Annotated in this window: 15 protein-coding genes; 7 read left to right on the forward strand and 8 right to left on the reverse strand. The window is 41.4% G+C overall.

Features of this window, described 5'->3' with window-relative positions; translation table 11 throughout:
- Nucleotides 1-21 precede the first annotated feature (21 nt).
- The 3 genes from POV27_RS14255 to POV27_RS14265 form a co-directional block, all read right to left on the reverse strand.
- On the reverse strand, nt 22-5,559 hold the full coding sequence (locus POV27_RS14255; RefSeq protein WP_272863461.1) for a hypothetical protein: 5,538 nt from the start codon (nt 5,557-5,559) through the stop codon (nt 22-24).
- Nucleotides 5,560-5,584: 25 nt separating this feature from the next.
- On the reverse strand, nt 5,585-6,106 hold the full coding sequence (locus tag POV27_RS14260; protein ID WP_272863462.1) for a hypothetical protein: 522 nt from the start codon (nt 6,104-6,106) through the stop codon (nt 5,585-5,587).
- 90 nt (nt 6,107-6,196) lie between these two features.
- The gene (locus POV27_RS14265) at nt 6,197-6,733 is read right to left on the reverse strand and encodes an OmpH/Skp family outer membrane protein (RefSeq protein ID WP_272863463.1); all 537 of its coding nucleotides are present in this window, start codon (nt 6,731-6,733) and stop codon (nt 6,197-6,199) included.
- A 433-nt stretch (nt 6,734-7,166) separates the two neighbouring features.
- On the opposite strand from POV27_RS14265, the gene POV27_RS14270 reads away from it, so the two are divergent.
- From POV27_RS14270 to POV27_RS14295, 6 genes are read left to right on the forward strand one after another with little or no spacing between them, the layout of a single operon-like run.
- The gene (locus POV27_RS14270) at nt 7,167-7,568 is read left to right on the forward strand and encodes a prepilin-type N-terminal cleavage/methylation domain-containing protein (protein WP_272863464.1); all 402 of its coding nucleotides are present in this window, start codon (nt 7,167-7,169) and stop codon (nt 7,566-7,568) included.
- The gene (locus POV27_RS14275) at nt 7,565-8,059 is read left to right on the forward strand and encodes a hypothetical protein (protein WP_272863465.1); all 495 of its coding nucleotides are present in this window, start codon (nt 7,565-7,567) and stop codon (nt 8,057-8,059) included. Before POV27_RS14270 ends, POV27_RS14275 begins: the two co-directional genes overlap by 4 nt.
- A complete protein-coding gene (locus POV27_RS14280) occupies nt 8,060-9,460 on the forward strand; it encodes a GspE/PulE family protein (RefSeq protein ID WP_272863466.1) in 1,401 nt (466 codons plus the stop codon).
- Between the two features lie 7 nt (nt 9,461-9,467).
- Nucleotides 9,468-11,609, forward strand: a complete 2,142-nt coding sequence (locus POV27_RS14285; protein WP_272863467.1) for a type II secretion system protein GspD — start codon at nt 9,468-9,470, stop codon at nt 11,607-11,609.
- Nucleotides 11,609-12,808 carry a hypothetical protein gene (locus POV27_RS14290; RefSeq protein WP_272863468.1) on the forward strand — a complete coding sequence of 400 codons (1,200 nt, stop codon included), beginning with the start codon at nt 11,609-11,611 and terminating at the stop codon, nt 12,806-12,808. Before POV27_RS14285 ends, POV27_RS14290 begins: the two co-directional genes overlap by 1 nt.
- A complete protein-coding gene (locus POV27_RS14295; protein ID WP_272863469.1) occupies nt 12,792-13,310 on the forward strand; it encodes a hypothetical protein in 519 nt (172 codons plus the stop codon). Before POV27_RS14290 ends, POV27_RS14295 begins: the two co-directional genes overlap by 17 nt.
- Nucleotides 13,311-13,565: 255 nt before the next feature.
- On the opposite strand, the gene POV27_RS14300 is transcribed toward POV27_RS14295, so the two are convergent.
- From POV27_RS14300 to POV27_RS14315, 4 genes are all read right to left on the reverse strand, one after another.
- Nucleotides 13,566-16,292, reverse strand: a complete 2,727-nt coding sequence (locus POV27_RS14300; protein ID WP_272863470.1) for a PD-(D/E)XK nuclease family protein — start codon at nt 16,290-16,292, stop codon at nt 13,566-13,568.
- A gap of 61 nt (nt 16,293-16,353) precedes the next feature.
- The gene (locus tag POV27_RS14305) at nt 16,354-17,757 is read right to left on the reverse strand and encodes an OmpA family protein (RefSeq protein ID WP_272863471.1); all 1,404 of its coding nucleotides are present in this window, start codon (nt 17,755-17,757) and stop codon (nt 16,354-16,356) included.
- A 131-nt stretch (nt 17,758-17,888) separates the two neighbouring features.
- Nucleotides 17,889-19,079 (reverse strand): glycine C-acetyltransferase, encoded by a 1,191-nt coding sequence (kbl, locus tag POV27_RS14310; RefSeq protein WP_272863472.1) that lies wholly within the window; start codon nt 19,077-19,079, stop codon nt 17,889-17,891.
- Between the two features lie 24 nt (nt 19,080-19,103).
- Entirely contained in the window at nt 19,104-22,244 is a 3,141-nt protein-coding gene (locus POV27_RS14315) for a UvrD-helicase domain-containing protein (RefSeq protein ID WP_272863473.1), read from the reverse strand.
- A gap of 138 nt (nt 22,245-22,382) precedes the next feature.
- Between POV27_RS14315 and POV27_RS14320 the strand changes: the two genes are divergently transcribed.
- Nucleotides 22,383-22,991 (forward strand): superoxide dismutase, encoded by a 609-nt coding sequence (locus tag POV27_RS14320; protein WP_272863474.1) that lies wholly within the window; start codon nt 22,383-22,385, stop codon nt 22,989-22,991.
- Between the two features lie 922 nt (nt 22,992-23,913).
- Here the strand turns inward: POV27_RS14320 and POV27_RS14325 are convergent.
- Complete coding sequence (locus POV27_RS14325) at nt 23,914-25,815, reverse strand: amidophosphoribosyltransferase (protein WP_272863475.1); 1,902 nt, start codon at nt 25,813-25,815, stop codon at nt 23,914-23,916.
- Nucleotide 25,816 lies beyond the last annotated feature (1 nt).

The raw sequence follows: 25,816 nt of genomic DNA on the forward strand, positions 1-25,816 counted from the left end.
ATTTTTGTAGCTATTAATTAATTATTCTTGATCGCACGTGCAATCGATATACTGACGAGGTGTTATTAATGGGAGATCTTCGGACACACCAGGATCGCTTACAATACATCGAAACTCCATCCATTCGTACACCTCTCCATCACCGCAATACAAATCGTTGTCTATGTTGTAGGAAAAGATAGCCTGCGATCCTGTACCATTCCCTACATTCGCCCAATCGTAGAGATTGGATTTGAATTGCCATTGATAGGAATACTGGCCCGATCCCGTTGCCGGATCCACAAAAGCATTCATGATAAAATCGCGACATTTATCGCAGAGAGGGTCTGGTGGAGTACTGCACTCCCGCTCTTGTACAAGAATCGTTGCATTACCATCAAGTGGAGGATAGTCATCGCCTCCATTACCGGAACCGATGTCACCTTCTCTTTTGTAATTGTACTCGTATTCATTAGATAGTTTAAAACCTCCTTCAGTGGATGGGGTATCAACTACTTCAACATAAATAGTAATCAATCTTCCTTCAGAATCATATTCGTATCGTGTTCCGAGGTTATTTGGGCTGAGCATATAGGTTAGCTCATCATACTCATTATAAACATATGATGTCATAGCAGTTTCTACAGGATGCAACCTGAAATCATCTACATAGATTGTACCGGATTGTGAAGCTACCATATAGATATTACTGACCTGAGAAGCAGCATAATCTCTTTCGAAATAGTGATTCATCAAGACCCAATCCCCGGCAAATACCCTTTCTCCATTAAAGGTTTCTAGTGCACCTCCAAAAGTCACTTTTATTTTGGCGTTTTGATAGTTGTCCTTATGCACCCATACAGAGATCATATAATCACCTTCTCTATGTTCACCTCCTTTGAGAACCACTCCGAACTCATCGCCAGGATTGAGTTTTGCCGAATAAGTTCCTGTATGTGCTTTTTCGGAAGAGCGGAACGATGCTCCCCGAATTTCATCATCCAGATAAATTCCTCCTTCGGTGTATTCACATCCCGTATAGTACATTTCACCGTAACCCGCGTTTCCACTTGCGATGACTTTACTATGATCATCTCCCATTTTTGTAGAGGTGAAATTATTATTAACATCCTTAATTTGAATGGGTAAAGAAAAACGATCGTAATGTGTGATTTCAGAAATTTCTTGCCAGGGTTCAGATTGTGATGCGCCAATCGTCCAGTTGAAACCATCATGGGACGCAAGATCGAAATTCTCTAAAATTCCTCTGCTATCTATGGATCCATCCCAAACGAAGGTTTTATGTTTACGCCATATCTTTTCTGAAGCATTGGTAGGAGAAGAAACAGTTCCTCCCACAGAATAGTAATCCCATTCGTTATTCCAAGTAATAAGGCCTACTTGTATAGGTTTCCAAACACCTAAATCATCTAGGAGCGTATAGTTAACTGCTTGTTGTGAAAGCATGTTCCTGTTGGTGATATCATCTACTTTGGATCCCATGCCATAACCCCCTAAATTATCGGAATACTCTGGGATCGTGTATGCTAATACGGACTGTGTTTTGATAGTATGTCCCCTACTGTCTTCGGTTCGTGTTTCTAGAACCTGACCCGTATTTACATCATGGTTTTCATAATATGTTGTGGTTGTGTAGTTCCCTTCTGTAACGGTAGTACTTTTTAGGACACTAGGGTATGTTTTTCTGAAGGAGGAATTTAGATAGATCTTAGGGCGAGAGAAAAAAGTTTGGTTTGGATTAGAGATCTTCTTTGCAGCTCTAAAAGATTCTTGAAGTATTCCCTGATCGATTTCCGCCTTAGAGAGATATTCATTTACTGTTCGGCTAAGGAGATGGTCATCGCTATTGTACGATGATATTTCCATGATTTGCCCAACACACGCCAAGTTGTTTTCAATATAGCCGCTATCTGCAAATAATTCTACTGAAGAATTTAGTCCTTCATCATAATATGAAAACCCTCCAATATCTACACCATTGCCCATCTCTAGGAAATCCCCAAACTTGATTTGGTTTGGATCTTTTTCCTCAAGCACTTTGAACTTATATTGGGTTTTTGTTACGTGATCTGTAACACTAGGATCGGTTCCTATGATATTTGAAACCGTTACCCATTTGTACATCGTCGATGGCCCGGGCAATTCGGAAGCATATGGAATCTGGATATCAAGGTTTTCCTTATAGGGGTAATAACTAATGATTCCAGAGGATTCGCTTGTTCCCGGGGTGTTATATTCGTATTTGGTGGTAAGGGCATTGCCTAAGTCGTCAGATGTGGTAATGGCTCTTACACGGATTCCACCACCGTTTTCATTTTGTCTTAGTGCGTTAGAAATTAAAGTGTATTGCAAACTGTAATATTCTTCACCGTTTCCTACGTAAGGAGGTGTGCTCTGGCTGTCGTGTTCTCTAGGCACTTCCAGAAATGGCCATCCCGGCCCGCAACTTGTATATGAGAAGGGATTGATTTCTGTTAATCGATTTAGATCATCCTGACTTCCATCATGGCAGTGAACCGTTCCATTTACCTCTAGTATAATCTGATTAGCGGTAACACTAATTATATCTGCCATTTGAGAGCTTACATTAATAATACCCCAGTCAATATCAGTCCCACCTCCGGGAGGATTTCTATAGGCTACTTGGTAAAAATCGAAGAATGTCTGTTCGGACGTTGAAAACAATTCTGTAAAGTCAATATTGGATATAGGAGAGTTATTATCTCCCAAGTCCTTTTCCACTTTAAGGCGGACAGTTCCTGTTTGGTAACATACTGGAAAGCTCTGAAGTGTAAACTTCAAACCGTCATTAATGGGCCTGCCATTGGGTACTGCAGTTTTGTGAAATACGTCAGACTCATAAGTGATGCTTAAGCTTGTGCCGATTGGAGTTAATATGTCGGTCAACGACCAAGTATCAGGCTTGTCTTCATGAAAACCCCAATCGTCTGCTTTATTAATATTGAAAGTTCTTGAATTGTCGTAAGTGAATTCATAAGGCGGCATAGATTGAACGCCTCCTTTTCCTTGGATGGAGACACCGTGAAGAGTAAGACGTCCCGAATAGGAGTTGGGAGTTCCGTTGACCAATTCGTAGCTATAATGATCTCCTAATTCAACAACCTTGAGCGCCGATCCCAGGGCATTAGCAATATTGTCTTGCACATCAATAATATTGTCTTCGGTATGGAAATAAGCCCGTTCTTGTTTTTCTCCTACATAGTCGATATCCACAAACTGGGCAAGCTCTAATCCACTTCCCAATTGTTTATTCACATCGTCGTTCTCGTTTTTGACCAGTATAATTTTGTCCAAGCGCAAGGTTTTCTGTGAAGGAACCGTGAAACGAGGATTATCAAAAGAATTAGCATTAGGGAAAGGACCATAATCTACTGCTTTATATGCCCATGGCTCCGAAATATTGTCTACTTTTCGGGTATTCTTCACAAAAATAGCCGTATGCGTTCGGGTCTTAATACGGTCTAGATAATATAATTGTTTTCTACCATGTGTTATGGTTCTTGTATTGGCCAAACCATCCTCATTATACTCTTTACCGTATGGAGTTTTCCAGATATAAGCATCGCTCCATTTGCCATATTGGAAATCTACCCAATAACCATAATCTGAACTGTCCACTCTGTTATTTGCATTTACATCCACAAAATCGGGCCCTGTTATAGCCGTTAATAGCCAATGGGTTGCATAGGGCCGAAGTCTTTGCGATTCGAAATAAGATTCCCTTTCGGGCTTATCGACCACATCCAATGTACGAGTGAGAGTTTCATGGTTGTAGACCGCCAAACTGTAGTGATAGGTCTTGCCGTCTATAGTTGTAATCTTAAAGGCACCGATGCCATCTTCGGTATCGGCAGGGATATTCAATTGATCTGGCAGTATGAGTCCCGCGGGTGGATTGTTTTCTATTTCTCTATTGAAAAAGTACTCTGTATATCTTCCTCTTCTTTTTGGATTTCCGAATGAAGCCCCTATCGAATTTATGAAATCGTTAATTTCATCTGGAGATCCTGGTTGACGAAATGTCATTGGGTTTATAATAAGGGAGGACGAATATTCATTGATAAACTGAAATTCGGCTTCTGAATAGAGATATCCTAGTGAGCTTAATACAACGAGAGGGAAATAATCTAGGTCGAAATCACCATCTTTGTCCCTTAAATTATTTCCATTAACTCCTAATAAGGTTTCCGATTTCCTATGAAAAGGACTCATTTCTCCGGAAAGTCCTTGGGCTGAAACATTGTATTTATCGTATGCAAAGAATGTTGGATTATTGTTTCTTAAACTTGCAATTTCGTTGAGTGGTCCGATCTGGTAAATATCCATGTCCCCGAACGTACTCCATAAAGGGCGAGAAGAAGTACATTGCGGGTCATTGGGGCCGGGGCCGTCATCCCCGTATATTAATTGTTCCCAGTTCTCGCAGGTACAATCTTCAGGATAGTCTACTTGCATATAAACTTTTTGAATTGTACCACCAGCCGCGATGGTAGTCACTTGACAATTTGTCCCTATGTTACGAGCGTTTATATTCCCCGTAAAAGTTGACTCTTTTTTCTCATTTAGAGACCAACTTACTTTCTGTTTATTAAGACCAAAACCAAAGACTCCAATAGGGGATGGGATACTTAGGTTGAAAGAACTGCTTTTCTGAACTACATCGTAGTCGTTGGCCTGAACGGATTGCACAAAACTGGTGTTAGCTCCAATCCCAACGCCGCCAATCGTAGCTGAGGAAACACCTCCAGATCCAGAAAGAGAAATTCCAAGGCCTACACTTTTGTATCTTTCCCCAACCGAATAAGAAAGGGAAAAGGAACTTCCTCCTTGAAAACTCTTATTAAACCCCGTACTAAAGCCTCCACCTGCTCCGGAGGCACCCGCATTTATACCAATTCCTTGGGTTCCCAGAGTACCTCCTATAGAAAATGCCGATGCATAACCCGTATGACTCACATTTATGCCGCCATAACCACGTCCTCCTGGTGAAACACCTAATGTCCCGCCTATACCAAGTTTTCCAGAACCCGTATTAATGCCAACTCCCAAGCTTACCGATCCACCGAATCCTTTGTTGGAATTGAAAGAAAAAGAATTCGCAATGGAAAAACCATAGCCACTGTAGGATGTGCTTATTGTTGTTTCGGTTTCGGTTCCTCCTTCATCGTAAAACCGATCGATCACTTTTCCTGTTTTCCAATCATCGGGAAAACCATTCAACCCTCTATCGATGGCCCCTGGATTTAAGTTCCAACCCAAGCCTACCCATGAAGCCTCCTGATCCATACCGATTCCTGCGTGGTAGGAGAGAGACAAAGGATATCCTCCTTCGGGTCCAGGGACGGTCATAATGGGAAGTACATAGGTAAGATCACCGGTTAATAAATTGACCATATCCGTGGCATCAACGGGTTCAAAGGAACCAGCTTCGGGAGCATTGGGCCCTTGAGCCGTAGCCTTTTCTGTGGCCACGAGAGAAAACACGCCTATTAGGAGGGCGATAACGAATTTACGATGGATTAGAAGTGGCGTTTTCATAAAGCAATATTTATGTGATTCTTATTTATAGTTTTGATAGTGAAGGTTCTTCCTGAACCAAAGTTGTATTGAACTTGAAGTTCACTTCTCCCGTGAGAAGCCCTATTTCTTTGAGGGATATCTTGAAAAATTCACTATTCGTTAATTCTTTATTTCTTGGGTACACCAAAAGCATGGATGTAGAACTTCCCATTCCATACATTCTTGGGTATATATAGTCCATCATGGGAATAGTGTCCTTTTTATTCGTAAACAAATGGACGTTTTGTTCCATACCAAAGGAGAGCTCATTCACCATAGCGCCAAATTCATTTCTGTCCTTGGGCACAGCACTCAACAGTTCCTTTCCGTTCTTGGAAATGTTCAGATTGAAATAGAGATACTTGTGGTATTTATCCCTAAGGGAATCGACAGCAGTTTTCGATGTCGCCCCTCTCAGTTCCTGAGCTACCAATAAATCGGTGGGTCGATAGGTAAGGCATATATCCACGCCATTCACCTGTTTGGATTGGGTGTATCCGTTCTCTGGATTTTTTAGGTAGGTCAATAGCGAAGGCTTGTCCTCAAAAGAAGTTTGAGAACAAGCACTTGCTAAAACAATCAAAACCAACCCTAATATGTTGAAACAATATTTCATTTATTCTGTTCCTTTGTATTCTTCATTCAATCCCGCCAATACATCCTCGGTGAGATCGGTCATGGAGTCTGCATACATAATATTCCCAGTACCACTGGCTCCAAAAATGATTTTGTGCCCATTCTTCTCACCATACTCCTTTATGTAATCATTAATATCATTTATAACCGTTTGCGTGGCCTTCTGGTCTTCTTCCTGGATCTGCTGCTGAATGGCCTGCTGATAGTTGCCAATCTGCTGCTGTTTGTTCGCCAACAGTTCCTGCTTCAATTCCAATTCTTTCTTAGACATGGAAGCTCTGTCCTTTTCATACGCCTTCAATTCTTCCTGCCAGTTTCCTATTAAACTGTCTACATTGGCCTGAAGCTTTTGTGCTTTTTTTTCAAACAGGGATCGCTCGACCTCGGTTCTTTCATACCCCTCCATTAATTTGTTTACGTCTACATAGACCAGTTCTGAGTTCGATCCAAAATCGAAAAGGGAAACAGCACTAATAAGAAGTGCGACTAGAGCTAAAGGAAATGCTAACTTTTTCATGATACTTTTACTTTTTTAAATGCGGTTGTGTACTAAGATTTACTAAATGTTGCTACCAAAAATCAATTACATTTTTGGGTAACAAAAGGCCAAATGCATAACAGTGTAGTTAGATTGTATAAGTGCTGGCAATTCTTTCTTATTCGTAGTTTTCGATCGGGATGATTGAAAAGAATGCTGCCTTTTATTAGGAAGGAGTACGACAGCTCCGAAAGAACAGGTCTAAATTAACAAGGAGAAAAACACCTACAGTCTGTAATGTTGAAATACTTTTTTTTAATGGTCGGCTTTCATGAAAATTGAGGAGCAGATTTTACATAAAAACATGAAAATCAATATTTTGCAAATAAGTAAATCCCGTTAGGTAAGTTTTTATGCGATGGAGACGAACACCAAGGATTAAAATGTTATTTTTATTTAGAAAACCGAAATTATGAAAGTGAAAAAGATAGACGCGTTTACCCTTAACGAAATGCTTATGGTACTGGCAATTATCGGGATTTTGTTGCTTATTGCATTACCTCAGGTGATGCCGCTTATTGCAACGGCGAGGGGACAGGAAGCCAAGATCCAGTTAAAATACATTGCCAATTTGCAAGAACAACATCGGTTTATGAATTCAAAATTTTCGGCCGATTTCAACAATATCGACTTTGAGGCTCCCAAAACGGTACATGAAGGAGGAACCGCGAATTACAGATATGAATTGGTGGCAGCTTCTGTTACCTCTTTTAAAGCACGCGCGGAGGCGGTGGTAGATTTTGATGGGGACGGGGTTTATAATGTTTGGGAGATCGATGAAAACGGAAACCCAAAGGAAATCACAAAAGATTGATCGCAGCACTGGTTAAGATCTGTTTGGTAGCTGTGCTTTCACTCATCTTTTATCAAGACCAGAAGGAAAGACAAGTTTGGTTCTTTCTGTTTCCCTTGTTTGCCCTTTTGGGAACAACATTGTTTTATATGAATACGAACAGTACTACATATCTATACGCCATCCTAATCAATCTTTTGATTGTAGGGATGTTGCTTCTTGTGCTTTTTATTCTTAGCCGTTGGGTTTGGAACAAGAAATCGCTCAAAGAGGCGTTAGGATTAGGGGACATACTGTTCTTTGTTGGATTCGCTGTCTCTTTCCCTACAGTGAGTTTTATTAATTTTTTTGCTTTTTCCATGATATTCGCGCTGGTCATTCACCGGCTGTTATTGAAATGGAAATCGCTTACACATGCAACCGTTCCCCTCGCAGGTTGGATGTCTCTATTTCTAATAATGATATACGCGGCCCATTGGGCAGGATTGTATGACGAATTATATTTAATCTAAATGAAGGCCTTCGAGATTCCTACATCCCTTAAACAATTGGTGAGTTCCAATCAGGCATTTCACTATCGCATTGTTCCCGTGGAACAAAAGGAGGATATTGTAGTTCTTAAAACGGATGCTTCAGATCTTGGAGCACTTTCTTCAGAATTGTCCATCATCTTGGATTTCTCTTCTGAATTGGTGGCGGATACTTCAGAAAATATACAATCCTATCTTACCTATAACTATCGTCAGACCACGGAGGTAAGTGAAGAGCTTTCCAAAAACAATTTTCTGGAACAGCTACTTCAAACCGCTAAGGATTTCAACAGTAGTGATATTCATATGGAACCCTATGAAAACCTATGTAGGGTGCGTTTTCGATTGGATGGAAAGTTGAAGGAGCAATACCAAATCCCCTTGATGGAATATCCGCAACTCATCAACCAGATTAAGATTCAGGCGGGACTGGATATTTCACAGAAAAGATTGTCCCAGGACGGGAGGATTACCGTAAAGGGGGCTTCCGAAGATTTCGACATTCGTGTTTCTACCATGCCCACCTTGCATGGAGAGAAGATCGTATTGCGTATTCTGAAGCGGAATGCAGAAACGGTTGAGTTGAAAACCCTCGGCTTTAATGAACGCGAACTGAAACTCTATTTGGAAGGTGTGAAAATGCCAAATGGTATTGTACTCATTTCGGGCCCTACAGGATCGGGAAAGACGACTACACTTTACGGAACCCTTCGGCTGTTGAACAAGGAAGAGACCAATATATTGACCATCGAAGATCCTATAGAATATACCTTGGCCGGAATTAATCAGGTACAGCTTAAAGAAGATATTGGGTTCGATTTCCCAACGGCCTTGCGCACTTTCTTACGACAGGATCCGGACATTATCATGGTGGGTGAAATCCGGGATGAGAAAACGGCCAATATGGCCATTAAGGCAGCCCTTACGGGGCATTTGGTGCTGTCTACCATACATACCAATTCGGCTTGGGCCACCATCTCCCGACTTATCGATATGGGAGTGCCTCCTTATTTGTTGTCCAGTACCCTTAATTTGAGTGTGGCTCAACGCCTTGTGCGGAAGCTATGTTCTCATTGCAAACAAGAAGCAGATGCTACGCCGGATCTCTTCCCAGAAAATTTTTCAGAAAGGGATAATATAAAGAAACATCAAATCCCTATTGGGTGCAATCACTGCTTTTTTACTGGGTACGATGGTAGAAAGGCGATTTACGAAATCATTCCGATTACATCAGAATTGGAAACAGCAATAAAACACAATGAGCTGCAAATAGACGACTATCTTGCGGCCAATAATTTGAATACGCTTAAGAGTAATGCAGTACAATTGATACTTGAGGGGGAAACCTCCATAGATGAAGTTTACTCTTTATTGGCGAATTAAGAACGTTATGAAAAAAATACTCATTATCATACTATTTTTTGTGGCCTTTACGGGGTTTGCCCAAGATCCTTCATCTTCGGCAAGAATCAATAGCATCCAGAATCAATTGGAACTATTGAAGGTAGAGGTGCCCGGATTGGAGGAAAGCATCAATATAAATATTACCCAAACCACGCTTTCCAATTTTTTATTGGCCGTCTCCAAGATCCATAGTATCAATATTAATGTAGCCCCAGATCTTAATTCCATTACGCTGGTGAACAATTTTAGCGATGTACCTGTTGCCGATATCTTACTGTTTTTGGTGAAGACCTATGATCTGGATATCGATTTTACAGGGAATATACTATCCATCAAGAAATATGTAGCCCCTATAGAAACACCCCAAGAGAAGCAAATAAAAGCGATCTATACGGTTTCAAATGGAAACTTAACATTGGACTTAAAGAATGATCCTTTGGATAAGGTTTTTAGGAAGATCATGGACGAGACAGGAAAGAACTTGCTCTTTACGCCCGAAATTGAAACGAATCCCTTGAGTATTTACATTAAAAATGTACCATTGGATGTGGCCCTTCAGAAAATGGCCGAATCCAATAACCTGATTCTCGAGAAAAACGAAGATGGGTTCTATACCTTCGATTCCGCTTTCGAACCTACCCAAACAACAGGGGCCAATGGTGCTACTGCAACAAGACCCCCTAGAAGGAGGACAAAGAGCAATTTCTATTACAAGGTGTTGGATACGATTAACAAAAGGGTGGAAGTGAACCTTCAGAATACCAATATTGCTGACGTGATCTATACCTTAGGTCAGGATCTGAAGATCGATATTTTTACCGCGACTTCTTTAGACAATGCAGGAACCGCTACGGTAGAAGCCAAGGATATTGATTTCGATTTACTATTGGACAAGATTTTTCAAAGTAATGGAAGTGCTCCAACTGCTGGAGGAACTGCAAATGCAACCAATTCGAATGCTGCTAGCGCCAAGTTCACTTATAAGAAAGAAGGGAATGTATATTATTTCGGAACAGAGGATCAGCTCTCTTTGAAACAAGTGGAATTGGTTACCATGATGCATCGTTCGGTACAACTCTTAGACGACCCTTCAGGAGGAGGTCAACGTCGTGCCGGAAGAAATAACTTCAATACAGGAGGACAGAATTTTGTCAATGCAACGGGATTCAACAATAATAATCAAAACACCAACCGTTTTAATAATACAAACACCAACCGTAATGCAAGCAGTGGGGACTCAAAATCCATAGAAGAAATTATCCCTGAGGATATCAAAGAAGGACTGGATATAAAAATTGACAAGGAGCTTAATAGCTTTGTAATAAGTGGTCCTGGTGCCAAAGTAGAACGATTTAAGGAATTCATATCTTTTATAGACAAACCGGTACCCGTTATCTTGATCGAAGTAATGATCTTAGAGGTGAACCGTAGCTCCCTTACCGAAACGGGGATTTCTTTTGGAATTGGAGATAAGCCGGTAAATACTTCGGGAGAGTTTTTCCCTAGTGGCAACGTAACCATTGGGGCCAAAGACGTGAATAAGATCATAGGGAATTTCGACAATTTTGGGTCCCTAAATCTTGGGAAAGTGGTTCCTAACTTTTACTTGGATATCAAGGCCATGGAATCTGCTGGAACCCTAAAGGTGAAATCTACGCCTAAATTAACCACGATTAATGGGCATAAAGCATATTTGTCTAGTGGAGAAACCACCTATTATGCAGTGACCAGCCAGAGCTTCTTCGGTTCGCAAATTCCACAGACTTCAGAGATTAGGAACTATGTGCCTATCGATGCAGAATTGGCGTTAGAAATCCTACCCTTTGTTTCGGGAGACGGACAGATTACCTTAGATATACAAGTATTGCAATCGGCATTTAATGGTGAACGGGTGGCCGAAGATGCCCCTCCAGGAATTACCAGCCGTGAGTTTTCTTCTATCGTACGTATGGAAGATCAGGATGTTGTGATTTTGGGAGGGATCGAGTCCATTCGTAAGGACGATTCGGGCTCTGGAGTTCCCCTTTTGGCGAGGATTCCAGTGCTCAAGTGGTTTTTCAGTAAAAGAAGACGTGAAGCGACCAAGCGCAACCTGAATATTTTAATAAAGCCTACCGTGATCGAATAATGCGCAATGCCTTCTTTTCATATTGGAATTACGGTACAACCTTCTGTGGGGCTGAAGTAACCACCATAGATGATCACGCCCAATTCTATGCTGCTACTGCCAAGAAAAAGAAAGGGGAATTCAGCGAGTTTAATTTTCTAAAAGGGAGTTCCTTCGGCGATCTAGTCTCGGAAATGGGAAAGCATCGTCATGCGCATCTTATCCTAAATTTGGATGGAGTGCTCATCAAGGAGACCGTTTTGGAAAGAGATCCACAAAAAGCGATAGGTAAGGCCTTTCCAGGTCTCTCCCTTTCCGATTTTTATGTGGATATACACCAAGGGAAGGATAAAATGTTTGTGGCCGTTGCCCGTAAAGATGTGGTCGAAGGACTGTTGAAAGCAGCGGAGGAAGCTGGTTTGGGTATTTTGAGCTTTCAATTGGGCTTCGGATCCTTACAGAGAATCGCACCCTTGTTATCGGAAGAAACGGTGGTAACGGGAAAGTATGAATTCAGTTTGGAACAGGGAAAGATTGTTGCTTTCGGAAATTTGACAGAAGCTTCAAGAAATTATCGTTTGGAAGATATTTCGGTTCCCTCAGAATACCTGTTGTCAACATCCAGCTTATTGGGGTATTTGGATGCTGGTGAAAAATCCAATGAAGAACGCAACGCGGCATTGGCCAAGGCGTATACCGAAAAGAATTTCTTTAGAAAAGGCTTAGTAGCTGCGGTTGTATTGGTGCTTGTAAGTCTACTAATCAATTTCTTCTTTTTTACCGAATATCGAAAGAAATTCCAGAACCTCTCCGAACAGGTGGAAGTAGCTTCCGAGCAGCGAAAAACGCTACAGACGCGAACAGAAGCCGTGGAGAAAAAGGAATATGTGGTTGAGAACATATTGAACAGTGGACATTCCAAAAGCTCATTCTATCTTAACAGGGTAGTAAGTCAACGTCCAGAATCGATCCTGTTTTCAAATATCCAATTTCAACCATTACTTAAGAATGTACGTCCCGACAAGCAAATCCTTTATGATAGCGATGTGCTGCTGCTCACGGGAGATAGTTATGATAAGGAGGAGTTTTCCTCATGGATTCAAGGACTTGAAGCGCTTAGCTGGGTTTCTAATGTAACCGTATTGCAATATGGGCTAGCGAAGGGAAGTGGTAATTATTTCGAAATTAAATTGGCATTACTATATGACACAGCGAAATAAGAACATACTACTCTGTTTGGGCTTTGTGGCAGTCATGATCATCGCCTATCAATTCTCATTTTCGGAGACCTTGCATTTAAAAAGTGAGATTTCCAGATTGGAAGAGGAGAATATCGATTCGGGGAATTTGGCCCGTCTTTCGGCCAACCTTATTCAAAGGGAACAATTTGCCGATTCTTTGTTGAAAAAGAACAACATTAAAAACATTTCCATTCAGAACAATATCTTGGAGTTCTTGAATAGGGAATCTGAAGAGAAAGGCATTGCCATTACGCAATTTCTAGAGCCTCATATCTTCGTTCAGGATGAAGTAAAGATTACCTCCTATCAGTTTACACTCAGGGGTCAATTTAAAGACATGCAAGATATTGTCTACCAATTAGAGCAGAACTATAACTTTGGGAAGATATCCCACGTGCATTTCGAAAAGAAAAGGGATTACCGCAGAGGCCGGGACTATCTAGAATGCTTTGTTATGATAGAAAGCTTTCTATCAGAATAGTCATGCCAATATACGGGCTTCCTTTATAGACTTTCGCCTGTGCTCAGCAAATGTTTTTGCCCTTGGTATTTTCTTATTTCAGCATTAAAATGCCTTACTTCATTTTCGGTAGGTGTGCCTCTTAGGATTTTTAACCATTTTCCTCTAAGGCTCTGATGGGTCGCTTTTAACATCTTTGGGTCATTTTCTACAAATGTCTTATAGAAAGCAATGGCAGTCAAGATTGAAAATCCTGTTTTTTAATGAGGAAAAACCCTATTTCTGGTGTAAAATATCCGTAAATGGATGGTTGGCATCACATATTTCGAGGATGAGCTGCTCGAGTTCCTTCTTAAAGTTTTGAAGCATTTCAGGGGTAATAAGGGAATCTTTAGCGCCTCCTCGGGGTTTTTCCCGTTTGGCAAATTTTAGAAAACCACCCGCCATATTTTTAAGGGAGATCACTCCGGCTTCCAATTTTTGAATGCCCAACTCCTGTTGAATAATCAGCGCATAGGCCAATACCTGAAATGCTTTGCTGTGGCTATAATCTTCTATGATTTCTCCCCAATTTAGGATTTCCAATTCCCGTTGTTGGACCATTCCCGTTTTGTAATCGATAATGCGAACCGTCCCATCCAGTTCGTCTATCCTATCCACTTTTCCGCCAATATAAATGGGAAAATCCAAACCCGGAACCTCAATGGCCGTCTTAAGCATATTTTCCAATTGGAGTATCTTGAGTGTATGGCCTTTGGTAAGGGAAGCGATGTCTAAATTAATGATGTTGCTCACGTACCTTTTGGCAACTTCAAAAATGATCAGGTTTTTACCCCTTTGAAAATCTCCTTCCTTAAACTCGTCCTTAAATTGAAGTCGTACCGATGCGTCAATTTTGGATTTTGCATCTTTTAGAAGATCAATGGTGACCAATTTGCCTTCGAAAGGCGTGTAAAGAACTTCCAAGGTATTGTGAACAATGGTTCCTAACGTATTTAAGGCCACAATTTCCTCCACCTGATCCTTTTCATTAATGGATAGGATTTTCTGATAGTAGAAATCCATAGGGTTTCTTATATACTGTGTAAGTGCCGAAGGCGAGAAGTAATGCCCAGCTATAGAACCTATGGTAGCGAGTATATGATCATTCTTCGCTACGGTTTTGGGTAGCTTTTTCTCTATGGAAATCGGTGATGTGACGGCTTCGAAAGTGAAATCATGATCGGGAAGTGCTTCGATTTCCATTTGCATAAGAAACCGACTTTTTTCTCCTGAGGAAAGCCCTTGGGTAAAACTGTTGTATAGTAAAGTAATGGATGTTGCTCTTTGAAGCAATCGATAAAAGTGGTAGGTGTAAACGGCATCTTTGTCCGTGTACAGGGGTAACCCAAACTGTTGTTTAAGATCATAAGTGATAAAGGATGCGGTCGATTTTCCAGCGGGGAGAGTCCCTTCGTTTACGGAAAGCATGATGATGTTTTCAAAATCCAACACCCTCGTTTCCAGCACTCCCATAATTTGAAGTCCGTCATAGGCATCCCCTTCAAAGTCCAGATTCATGGTGGAAAGTAGTTCACCAAAAAGACGTTCAAGGGTGGTGATTTCTGAGAGATAGGAATGTGTTTTGAGGAGTGTTGTAATGTTACTGAAAATTTCCTGTAACTTCTGAAAACACAACTTTTCCACTGCATGAGTATCGTCTAGGGAAACCAATGTGTCCAATAATTGGTTACAGCGTTCAATAGCTATTTTAGATTGATCGCTCCAATCGTCAAATAGTGTTTTTACATGCAGCCGATCACCTCCTAGTGATTGTATTTTGGGAATGCTTATATAGGAAATATTACCTTGGTCAATAGCGGCGACTATATGTTCCGGATTATGTATGAGATAACGACACACTGGGTGATTCAACAAAGCTTTTATATCCTTATGGTAGTAAACCTCTGGCGATGGAGCATGCAGTTTTAGAAGCATAGAGAAAAAGGAAGCTACTGGAGTTCCTTTAAGGGGAAACCCCATGGTGACATTTACTTTGGAAATATTTTTAGGAAGGGAATACAACAAAGGAATAAGCAATGCTTCATCGGCTAGTATTACGGCTGTTTGGTCGAGCATTTCTTCTGGAAGTTGCGCTAAATACTCCCCGGTATACTTTACCTCTTCTATACTGTTTTGGGCGGCTACCATCTTCACTTGTTTCGGCGATTCATAATGTCGCGGAAATCTTGGAATGGGATGCTGTTGATAGTATTTCCACTCTGTTATATAGGACCTTAGAAAGAGCGAAGCGGTATGGCTCTTGTCTTCATAGAAGTAAGCGTCCGTATCCCACCGAACCTGTGCATTGCCAGTTTCCAGCAAAGCCTGAATAATGTGTTGTTCGGAAGTGTTTAAGGCATTAAAACCGACAAAATAATGGGGTTTGTGTCCTTTGTGGGATACATAGTGTTCTATGTCCTCGGCTGCTTTTCGGTATACCATTCCTTGATATCCTTCTTGCCTTTCCGAAAGCAGATATGTAAGGTTCTCGTAAAAGGGAAGCAGATTGTTCCAAAAGGAAAGGTAATTCTTTATCAGTGGCGTTTCTTCCTCGGTTACGCCCCATTTCTCTAGACTTTTAATTCCACTCAGATAAGAGAAGAAGGATGAGGGTGGAATAAGGTAGCGATCTATTTCGCTGAAGTCGTTGAGCAAGGCATTGGCCCAACTCGTAAAAGTGGGGAAATCATCTTTGTTCTGAATCTCCTCGGTATTGAGATAGGCTTCATAGCTTTTTATGAGCAGTGTATCGTTGGATACAATGGAAAGACCGGAGAGCTGTTCAATAAACTCTTCTATGCTTACAACCGTTGGGGAAAAGGTGATTTTTTTTAAATGCTTTCTAAGGTAATGCTTGAAGAATCCCCCTGCCCGTTTACTGGGTAATACAATGATGAGATCGGATATGCTCTCGTATTCCTTTTGTATTTCAAGGACAATTTCTTCTAGGAAGGCTCGCATACCCAAAAATAAAAAACGCCTCCCGTAAGGGAAGCGTTTTTTTATGATTTATTTGGAAAGATTACTTCTTCAAAGAAATCTCTACACGTCTGTTTTGTTGTCTTCCAGCTTTAGTTTTGTTAGAAGCGATTGGACGAGACTCACCGTATCCGATAGAAGACAATCTGCTTGAATCCATACCGATAGTAGTCAAGTAATCTCTAACAGCTGCCGCTCTAGAATCAGAAAGCTTCTGGTTGGTAGACTCTCTACCTACGCTATCTGTGTGACCTTCGATTACGAAGGAAGCGGTTGGGTATTCTTTCATTACATCAACGATGTTTTGAAGAACAGCGTAAGACTCAGGACGGATAGTTGATCTTCCTGTGTCGAACAAGATAGTCTTAGCGTACTCAGTTAACTGGTTGATAACCTCAACAGTTACTTCTGGACATCCGTTGTTAGCAACAGTACCAGGTACATCTGGACACTGATCATCTTTGTCTAGTACACCATCGTTATCTCTGTCTTGGTAAGGACAACCGTTGTTTGCAGCAGGACCAGCTTCGTTAGGACACTGATCGTCAGCATCGGTGATTCCGTCACCATCAGCATCAGGACATCCGTTCAAGGCAGCAATACCAGGAACAGTAGGACATGCATCCTGAGGATCGGCGATACCATCACCATCGCTATCAGGACATCCGTTGAATTCTGCTAAACCAGGAGTGTTAGGACAAGCGTCGTTTCTATCTTCGATTCCATCACCGTCACTATCAGGACATCCGTTGAACTCAGGAAGACCTGGAGTTTCTGGACACTCATCATCTTTATCGTAGATTCCGTCACCGTCAGTATCTTTTCCTCCGAATTTGAAAGCAACACCAGCAGAGTGCTGGAAGTGGATGATTCCGTACTCATCTTCGAAAGCGTGCTTGTACGTACTCTGGAAGCTAAGTGCTACATTTTCAGTAACCCAGAAACGAACGTTTGCAAGGGCGTTAGCAGTACCGAATCCGATATCATCTACCCAAGTATAACCACCACCAATACCGATGGAAGGATCGAACCATCCACCAGGACCGTTAATAAGATCTCTGAAGCTATACTTAATTTCACCGTCTGCAGAGTAGTAGTTTAGGTCGTCAACCTCTAGATCTCCGAGCTTGTCGATTCTGTTCACAGCACCCGCTGCAGTGAAGGTGAAGCCGTTACCGATATATCTTCCCACAGAAATTCTGGATACAGAAGGTAGAATGTTCCAGTGGTCATTTTGGTTGAAGTATTCGTCAAAAAGGTCACCCTTTACTTCAAGAGCGCCTGCCAACGCTGGCAACCTACCGTTATCGGTAATCCCCACAGGGTATACATCCACGGCGTTTACACCAACTTCAATAGCCCAAGGGTTGTTTTGGTCTTGCGCGCTAACTACCCCTATGGCAAAAATAAAGAGGGCAGCGGCTAAAATACTGTTAAGATGTTTCATATTCGATTGTTTAATTTTTAAGTGTTAATAGAGCAAAAGTAAGTTGTTAAAGTTTATTAACAAAAGCAAATCTATTAAATTTTTTGTAAATACAAAGGTCTTACGGCTTAAATGCAACCTAAGGGAAAATATTACAATCCCAGTTTTTGCTTCACTTTAATGAAAGCCGCTATGGCCTTGTCCAAATGCTCTTTTGTATGGGCGGCAGAAAGCTGTACCCGAATCCTTGCTTTTCCCTTAGGCACCACGGGATAAAAGAAACCGATAACATAGATTCCCTCCTCCAATAACATATCTGCCATAGTTTGAGAGAGTTTCGCGTCGTAAAGCATCACTGGGACGATGGCAGAATCACCGTCAATGATGTCGAATCCAGCATCTTTCATTCCTTTTTTAAAGTAAGCCGTGTTCTCCTCCAACGTATCCCTTAATTCGGTATCGTTAGACAGCATATCGAATACCTTTATGGAAGCTCCAACAATGGCTGGAGCCAAGGAATTAGAAAATAAATAAGGACGGGATCGTTGGCGCAAGATCTCTATAATCTCCTTTTTACCGGTGGTATAACCTCCCATAGCACCTCCCAATGCTTTCCCTAGGGTTCCTGTAATGATGTCAATTCTATCCATTACACCTTTTTCCTCAAGGGTTCCACGACCGGTTTCCCCAATAAACCCAGCAGCATGGCATTCGTCGATCATGACCAAGGCATCATACTTATCGGCCAAATCACATATTTTATCTAAAGGAGCTACGAGACCATCCATGGAGAAGACCCCATCGGTAACGACAATTTTATGACGTGCCCCATTTTCATTGGCAGCGATCAATTGCTTTTCCAGATCTTCCATATCATTATTTGCATAGCGGTAGCGCGCTGCTTTACACAAACGCACCCCATCGATGATAGAAGCATGGTTCAAGGAATCGGAAATGATCGCATCTTCGGCCGTGAGAAGTGGTTCGAAAACCCCTCCATTGGCATCGAAGGCGGCGGCATAGAGAATGGTATCTTCTGTTTGATAGTAGTCGGCAATTTTTTGCTCCAACTCTTTGTGGATATCTTGGGTGCCACAAATGAAACGTACAGAAGACATACCAAAACCATGAGTGTCCATGGCATCCTTAGCGGCTTGAATCACTTCCTTGTTAGAAGAAAGCCCCAAATAGTTGTTGGCACAAAAGTTAATGACTTCCTCACCAGTCGAAATCTTGATAACGGCATCTTGTGGAGAAGTGATGATACGCTCTTTTTTGTAGAGCCCAGCATCTTTTATTTCCTGTAACTCTTTCTGTAAATGGTCTTTTATCTTTCCGTACATTTTTTTGGATTTTGGGCCTCAAAGTTAGGCTTTATTTATCATTATTCCATCGGTATTGCAATAAACCAATAGCTTTTCCCGAACCGAAAATCCCATGGCTTCCAAGGCATCGGCATAGTCGTAAATTTGTTCTACATATTTGGGGTTATGGGCCCCTGTTTTATAATCGATCACCGTGGCAGTTTCATCGCTATGGATCACCACTCGATCTGGGCGGATCATTTTTGTAGGAGTAGCGATATCCCGTTCATTATATACTAGGTATGGATTTTCAAAGAAGGGTTTTAGCTCTGGATGATGAACAACATTTTTTACCATCTTCTTAAGTTCAAGCATGGTATTTTCCTCTTCAGGAACAGAAGCTTCCAATTCACCCAAGATAGTTTCCAGATCGGCCAGCGTATTAATTTTTGCCATGGTATCGTGAAACAGGTTCCCCAATCCAATTGCGATGGCTTGATCTTCTGTGTCGTACACAGACGAAGTAACAATGTTAAGGTTATGTGATTCTGGATTGGAGGTAGTATAGGGAACGGAAACGGGAACATGTTTGGTACCCTTTTCGGAAGCATCAGGCGCTGTTTGTTTTCCGAATTGATAGACGTTGGTGCTATCTACCCAAAGGCCTAAAGCGTTTAGATAAGCAATTAATATCTGATTGTAGGATGTAGGAGGCTGTTTTATGGTTTCCTTTTTGGCAAACACATAAAGTTCTTTCTTGGGCCGGGTTAGTGCAACGTATAATAAATTGATATTATCCAGTTCCAAGGTCTCCCTTCTTTGTTGCACCATAGCAGCCCCCAATGGACTGGAGTCTTCGAGCTCCTTTTTGTAATCGATGAGCAAATGATCGAATCCATGTGCTGCCCAAGGGAACCATGATTTGGGTTCAATTTCAGTATATAGGTTTACATCGGCATAGGGAAAAATAACAACGGGAAATTCCAATCCTTTGGATTTGTGAATGGTCATCAGCCGAACCGCATCTGCTTCACTATTGGAAGTAATACTGGCTTTTTCTTTTTCAGTTTCCCAATATTCCAAGAATTCAATTTTACCCACTCCGGGGCGTTGCGAGAACCGAAACACCAAATCCATAAAACTGTGGGCAAAGGCATCCATTTTAGAAGATAATCGTAGTGAAGCAATGCAATATTCAAAACATTCGTACAAGGGCAACTGATTCGCAACCTCGAAACTAAACTGAATATCGAATTGCAAAAGCATATCGGATAGGTGCGACATGGGTGCTCCTAGGAATTCCGAATAGAAGGCATGCATTTCTTGCGAAATTTCAAAATGATCGTATAGGAACTCCAATACGTTAATCTTCACCTCTTCATTATGGGGCTCCATGGCCAATTGTAGCAAATGGATTAAATGAACCACAACTTCAGAATTCTTAAGTAGGAGGGTTTCTTCAGAAACAATAGAAATAGAAGGGTCTGTTTCCAGTAGATATTCACTAATAATCACCCCATCCTTTTTACGGCGGGTAAGGATGCAAATATCCTTTGGGTTATAACCCCGCTCCAATAAGTCCTTAAGGGCTTCGTACACTTTCCGAGGATATAGCTCATGTTCTTCTTCCTTGTTTTGGGCTTCGATGAACCCAACTTGAATATAGCCACCCGTTTTATTGGTATGTTTTTGCTGGCTTCCTGTTTCATACATGTCCGAGTGGAATGCATTGCCGAAATGTTGGGAGGCGAATTGAAAAAACCCATTGTTGAAATCAATAATTTCTTGATTACTCCTATAATTGGTTTCCAGTTGGACCAATTCCTTATGTTCTATGGAAAATGGATTTACCTCTTGAGAAAGGTTCATGAACTGTTCGGGGAGTCCGCCACGCCAACGATAGATAGATTGTTTAGCATCGCCCACCAATAAAAGACTTCCCATTTCATCATTCAGTGTTGTTTGAGAGAGGGCGTTGTCTATAAGTGGAATAAGATTTTCCCATTGTAGTTTTGAGGTGTCCTGAAATTCATCGATAAAAAAATGCCGGTATCGATCCCCTAGTCGCTCATAGATGAAGGGAGCAGGCTGGTCTTTGATTTCAGAAAAAATAAGGGAATTGAATTCGCTAATAGGAAGTATGTTCTCGTCTTCCTTAATCTGTTCTATTTCTTGGTATACCCCGTTCAGCGCTGCTAGGGGCACAAGGTTTTTAAGGATGTTTTTATAAAGCTTAATTTGATGCACCTTGGTTTTGCAAGCTCTATAGGTGTCTAAAAAGCTGGGAGTGAGTGCATCGATGTCTTCTCGTATTCCTTCTGGGGTTTGTGCTTTGTACAGTTTGCTGCCACCTACTTCCAAGTATTCTTCTAGCTTATTCTTATAGACGTCATAATCACCATTTTGTAGTTTTCTGAAGTGATTGGGGAAGGTGCCTCTTTGAAAAACATCTTCAGGAATCCCTTTTTCACTTAATTGTTGAAAAAGCTGGGTAGCCGTTTCAGTAATCTCTTTTTCAAAAACCTTGGTTTCTTTTTGAAGGTGTTGTTGAAGGTTTCTGAAATCGGCAATAGATTTTTCCCGCAAGGATTGCAAATGCCACAGGTCATTTTCACTTGCCAATAGTGAAGCTGTCTTTTTCAGATCGAAGGAGATGTCCCAGGATTTGTCCTCATCGGTTTTCCGAAGGGCAAATTCCAGCAGCAACTCGGTAATCTCCTCATCCGTTCCTGCTTTTTCGATGAATTGGTCTACTGCTTTTGATAGGATTTCATCCGTATCCAATGAGACCTCAAAATTGGAAGCCAATTTAAGGTCATGGGCAAACGTGCGGATGAGCCGATGGTTAAAACTATCTATGGTCTCTATGCTGAATTGGGCATAGTGATGTAAGAGGTGCTTTAGTATTTTCCGGGAACGGTCACGGATTTTTTCTTCATCTAAGTTCGTTTCTTCTAAAAGCAAAGCATGCATTCCCTTAAATTCTTTGGGAACCTCATCCTTTGAGAGTGCGGACAGGGTAGCGACAATACGTTCTTTCATTTCGGCCACCGCTTTGTTGGTAAAGGTAATTCCCAGCAAATGTTTGTAGTATCCGTTTTGTGGATGCAACAGGATTTGTACAAGGTATGCTTTTACCAATGCAAAGGTTTTTCCGCTTCCGGCTGATGCATTGTATACCTTAAAAGACGCTGATGAATTCAATAAAATGGTATTGCTCGCATAAAGATACTATTAAGATTCTCTATGCGGGTATAAAAACTTACAAATTCCATAACACGAGAAACCGTTAAATATGTGTAATTTTGAGTGAAAATTAATAGTAACCAAAAAAGTAACACTATGTCATTCGAATTACCTGCATTACCTTATGCACACGATGCGTTAGAACCCCATATAGATGCCCGGACCATGGAGATTCATCACGGAAAGCACCATGCCGGATACACCAGTAAACTAAACGCTGCGATCGAAGGAACCGATCTAGCCGGAAAGAGCATTGAATCCATTTTGTCTGGATTGGATATGAACAATAAAGGCGTTCGCAACAATGGCGGCGGGTATTACAACCACTGTCTGTTTTGGGAAGTAATGTCCCCCAATGGTGGAGGAGAGCCTTCTGGCGAATTGGCCGATGCCATTAACGATGCTTTTGGAAGTTTCGATGCGTTTAAAGAAGCGTTCTCCAATGCTGCCAAAACCCAATTCGGATCTGGATGGGCTTGGTTGTGCGTTCATAAAGGAGGAAAAGTGGAAGTATGTGGAACTCCAAACCAAGACAATCCGTTAATGCCTGGAGTAGCCTGTGGAGGAACGCCGATTTTAGGATTGGATGTTTGGGAGCACGCCTACTACCTCAACTACCAGAACCGTCGTCCTGATTATGTAAGTGCATTTTTCAATGTAATTAACTGGGATAATGTTGCCGAAAGATATGCGGCCAACAAATAAGAAAGATCTTATAACATTTAAGAAGCCCTGTTCGAGAGAATAGGGTTTTTTATTTGGAGTAAATTGAAACGGCTCGCTTTCTTTTTTATGCCTTGCAGCATATAAAAAAGAAATGCTTCGCCACCTTATCGCAATGGAGTTTTGTGAAGCAAAACCGAAGGTCCTGAGGACCTTTGATGGAGATACCCGCGGCAGCGGCAACAAGGGGTAGGCAGGTGGGCAGACGAGGTCGGGATGATGTGAAACGGCTCGCTTTCTTTTTTATGCCTTGTAGCATATAAAGAAGAAATGCTTCGCCACCTTATCGCAATGGAGTTTTGTGAAGCAAAACCGAAGGTCCTGAGGACCTTTGATGGAGATACCCGCGGCAGCGGTAATAAGGGGTAGGCAGGTGGGTAGACGAGGTCGGGATGATGTGAAACGGCTCGCTTTCTTTTTTATGCCTTGTAGCATATAAAAAAGAAATGCTTCGCCACCCCTTAAAAGATTTAATCCAATAAAAAAAGGTAGACGAGAGTCTACCTTTTTTTGCCCCAAATCTACCATGAACTTAACCTACTTATGCTATGGTATGGTTCAAATATAGCGCATAATTTTTCGGATGAAATAATTTTTTAGACCAAGGGCTTTTTTATTCGTTAAAAAGCATTTTTTTGATAAAAACCCTATTAATGTAGTAGGAAATAGGCTTCAAAAATGCCTCTAAAAGGAAAGTGTATAAAAATAAAAAAGGTAAACGAGAGTTTACCTTTTTTGCCCCAAATCTTACCATGAACTTAACCTACTTATGCTATGGTATAGAGCAAATATAGAACATAAAATGAAAGTTCATGCAGATTTTTCCTACTTTTGGACTAAGTGTGATTTATCATCGATAAAATGCATTTTTACCGATTAAATACACATTTTTTTAACAAAATCGCTAGTATGCGCGCGCAGGATTACCCTCGAAAAAGTGTACGAAAGCTCTATTAACCACCCGCTTACCTCCGTTGGTTGGGTAGTCTCCGGTAAAGTACCAATCCCCTAGATTTTTAGGGCAAGCCTTGTGCAGGTCATCCACCGATTGGAATATCACTTTTACCTCTGCTTTGATTTCTGCATCGCTAATGATTTCGGCAATCTTGTCAGAAATTTGTTCATCGGTAAAAGGCGCATATAATTCCTTTACATGGTTTATTATTTCTGCACCTTCTTCCTTCTCCAACTCGGCCTTACACTTTGCGTAAATGGTATCGATAATATTTTCGGTTCCGCGTTCCTTGTGCAATTCCCTGGCGGCATTAAAGGCTACCAAACCTTCCAAACGCGCCATATCAATTCCATAACAGTCCGGATAACGAATCTGTGGTGCCGAAGAAACGACGATGATGCGTTTCGGATTCAATCGATCCAACATCTTAAGGATACTTTTCTTCAAGGTGGTCCCCCTTACGATACTATCGTCAATGATCACTAAGTTGTCATCGGGTTTTACGAGACCGTAGGTAACATCATAAACATGGGCCACCAAATCATCACGGCTACTATCCTCGGTAATAAAGGTTCGGAGCTTTACATCTTTAATGGCTAATTTTTCCGTTCGGATTTTATGGGAAAGGATTTCCGCCAAACGTTCGTTGGTCAAAGAATCCTTCTCCCTAAGGATGGCATCGTTTTTTTGCTGGTTCAATTCGTCCTGAGCTGCCTCCAACATTCCGTAGAAAGAAGTTTCTGCAGTGTTTGGGATAAAAGAGAAAACAGTATTTTCGGTATCGTGATCAATATATTCCAGTACTTTGGGCATGACCAATTTACCCAACATTTTGCGCTCTTGGTAAATCTCAGCATCACTTCCCCGCGAAAAATAGATACGTTCGAAAGAACAGGACTTACGCTCCAAAGGTTCTATAATTTCCGAAATTTTGGAGGTTCCATTTTTCTTCACAATTAGGGCGTGTCCAGGATCTAATTCCCGTACCGCTTCAAAAGGAACATTAAAGACAGTCTGAATCACGGGTCGCTCACTGGCCACAACCACTACTTCATCATCCTTATAGTAGTAGGCAGGACGAATCCCAGCTGGATCACGAAGTACAAAAGAATCTCCATGGCCAAGAAGTCCAGCCATTGCGTAGCCACCGTCCCAGTTCTTGGCCGACTTTTTCAAGATTTTTTCAATCTTCAGGTTTTCGGCAATGAAAGGGGAAGCTTTTTGTTTGTTAAGGCCACTTTCCTTCGCCTTCTTATATTGTTTTCTAACCGCGTCATCCAAGAAGTGACCAATTTTTTCCATCACCGTGATGGTATCCGCCTTTTCCTTGGGATGCATTCCTAATTTTATAAGATTTTCGAACAGCTCATTGGTATTGGTCATATTAAAGTTACCTGCAATGATGAGGTTTCTGTGCATCCAATTGTTCTGTCGAAGGAATGGGTGAACGGTTTCAATACTATTTCCGCCAAAAGTACCGTAGCGAACGTGCCCCAAAAACAATTCACCCAAATAAGGGATTTGTTTTTTCTGAGCCGCAATATCATTTTTTATTTCTGGAGATTTTTCGAATTCGTTATTGATGCGTGCATTAATTTGGGAAAATATATCCTGAATGGGTTGGGCGGCATTAGAACGGATCCTACTTATATATCGTTCTCCGGGATCCACATCCAGTTTAATGCTTGCAAAACCAGCACCGTCCTGTCCGCGGTTGTGTTGCTTTTCCATCATGAGGTACATTTTGTTTACCCCATAAAAAGCAGTTCCGTACTTTTCTTTGTAGTACTCCAGTGGTTTCAGCAATCGTACCAGTGCAATCCCACATTCATGTTTTAATGCATCACTCATA

The organism is Aureisphaera galaxeae (assembly GCF_028561275.1).
Lineage (GTDB): Bacteria > Bacteroidota > Bacteroidia > Flavobacteriales > Flavobacteriaceae > Aureisphaera > Aureisphaera galaxeae.

Excerpts from the sequence above, each read along its gene's own strand:
- POV27_RS14255 (WP_272863461.1), bottom strand. The coding sequence starts at position 5,559 with ATGAAAACGCCACTTCTAATCCATCGTAAATTCGTTATCGCCCTCCTA.
- POV27_RS14265 (WP_272863463.1), bottom strand. The coding sequence starts at position 6,733 with ATGAAAAAGTTAGCATTTCCTTTAGCTCTAGTCGCACTTCTTATTAGT.
- POV27_RS14270 (WP_272863464.1), top strand. The coding sequence starts at position 7,167 with ATGAAAGTGAAAAAGATAGACGCGTTTACCCTTAACGAAATGCTTATG.
- POV27_RS14280 (WP_272863466.1), top strand. The coding sequence starts at position 8,060 with ATGAAGGCCTTCGAGATTCCTACATCCCTTAAACAATTGGTGAGTTCC.
- POV27_RS14285 (WP_272863467.1), top strand. The coding sequence starts at position 9,468 with ATGAAAAAAATACTCATTATCATACTATTTTTTGTGGCCTTTACGGGG.
- POV27_RS14290 (WP_272863468.1), top strand. The coding sequence starts at position 11,609 with ATGCGCAATGCCTTCTTTTCATATTGGAATTACGGTACAACCTTCTGT.
- POV27_RS14295 (WP_272863469.1), top strand. The coding sequence starts at position 12,792 with ATGACACAGCGAAATAAGAACATACTACTCTGTTTGGGCTTTGTGGCA.
- POV27_RS14300 (WP_272863470.1), bottom strand. The coding sequence starts at position 16,292 with ATGCGAGCCTTCCTAGAAGAAATTGTCCTTGAAATACAAAAGGAATAC.
- POV27_RS14305 (WP_272863471.1), bottom strand. The coding sequence starts at position 17,757 with ATGAAACATCTTAACAGTATTTTAGCCGCTGCCCTCTTTATTTTTGCC.
- kbl (WP_272863472.1), bottom strand. The coding sequence starts at position 19,079 with ATGTACGGAAAGATAAAAGACCATTTACAGAAAGAGTTACAGGAAATA.
- POV27_RS14320 (WP_272863474.1), top strand. The coding sequence starts at position 22,383 with ATGTCATTCGAATTACCTGCATTACCTTATGCACACGATGCGTTAGAA.
- POV27_RS14325 (WP_272863475.1), bottom strand. The coding sequence starts at position 25,815 with ATGAGTGATGCATTAAAACATGAATGTGGGATTGCACTGGTACGATTG.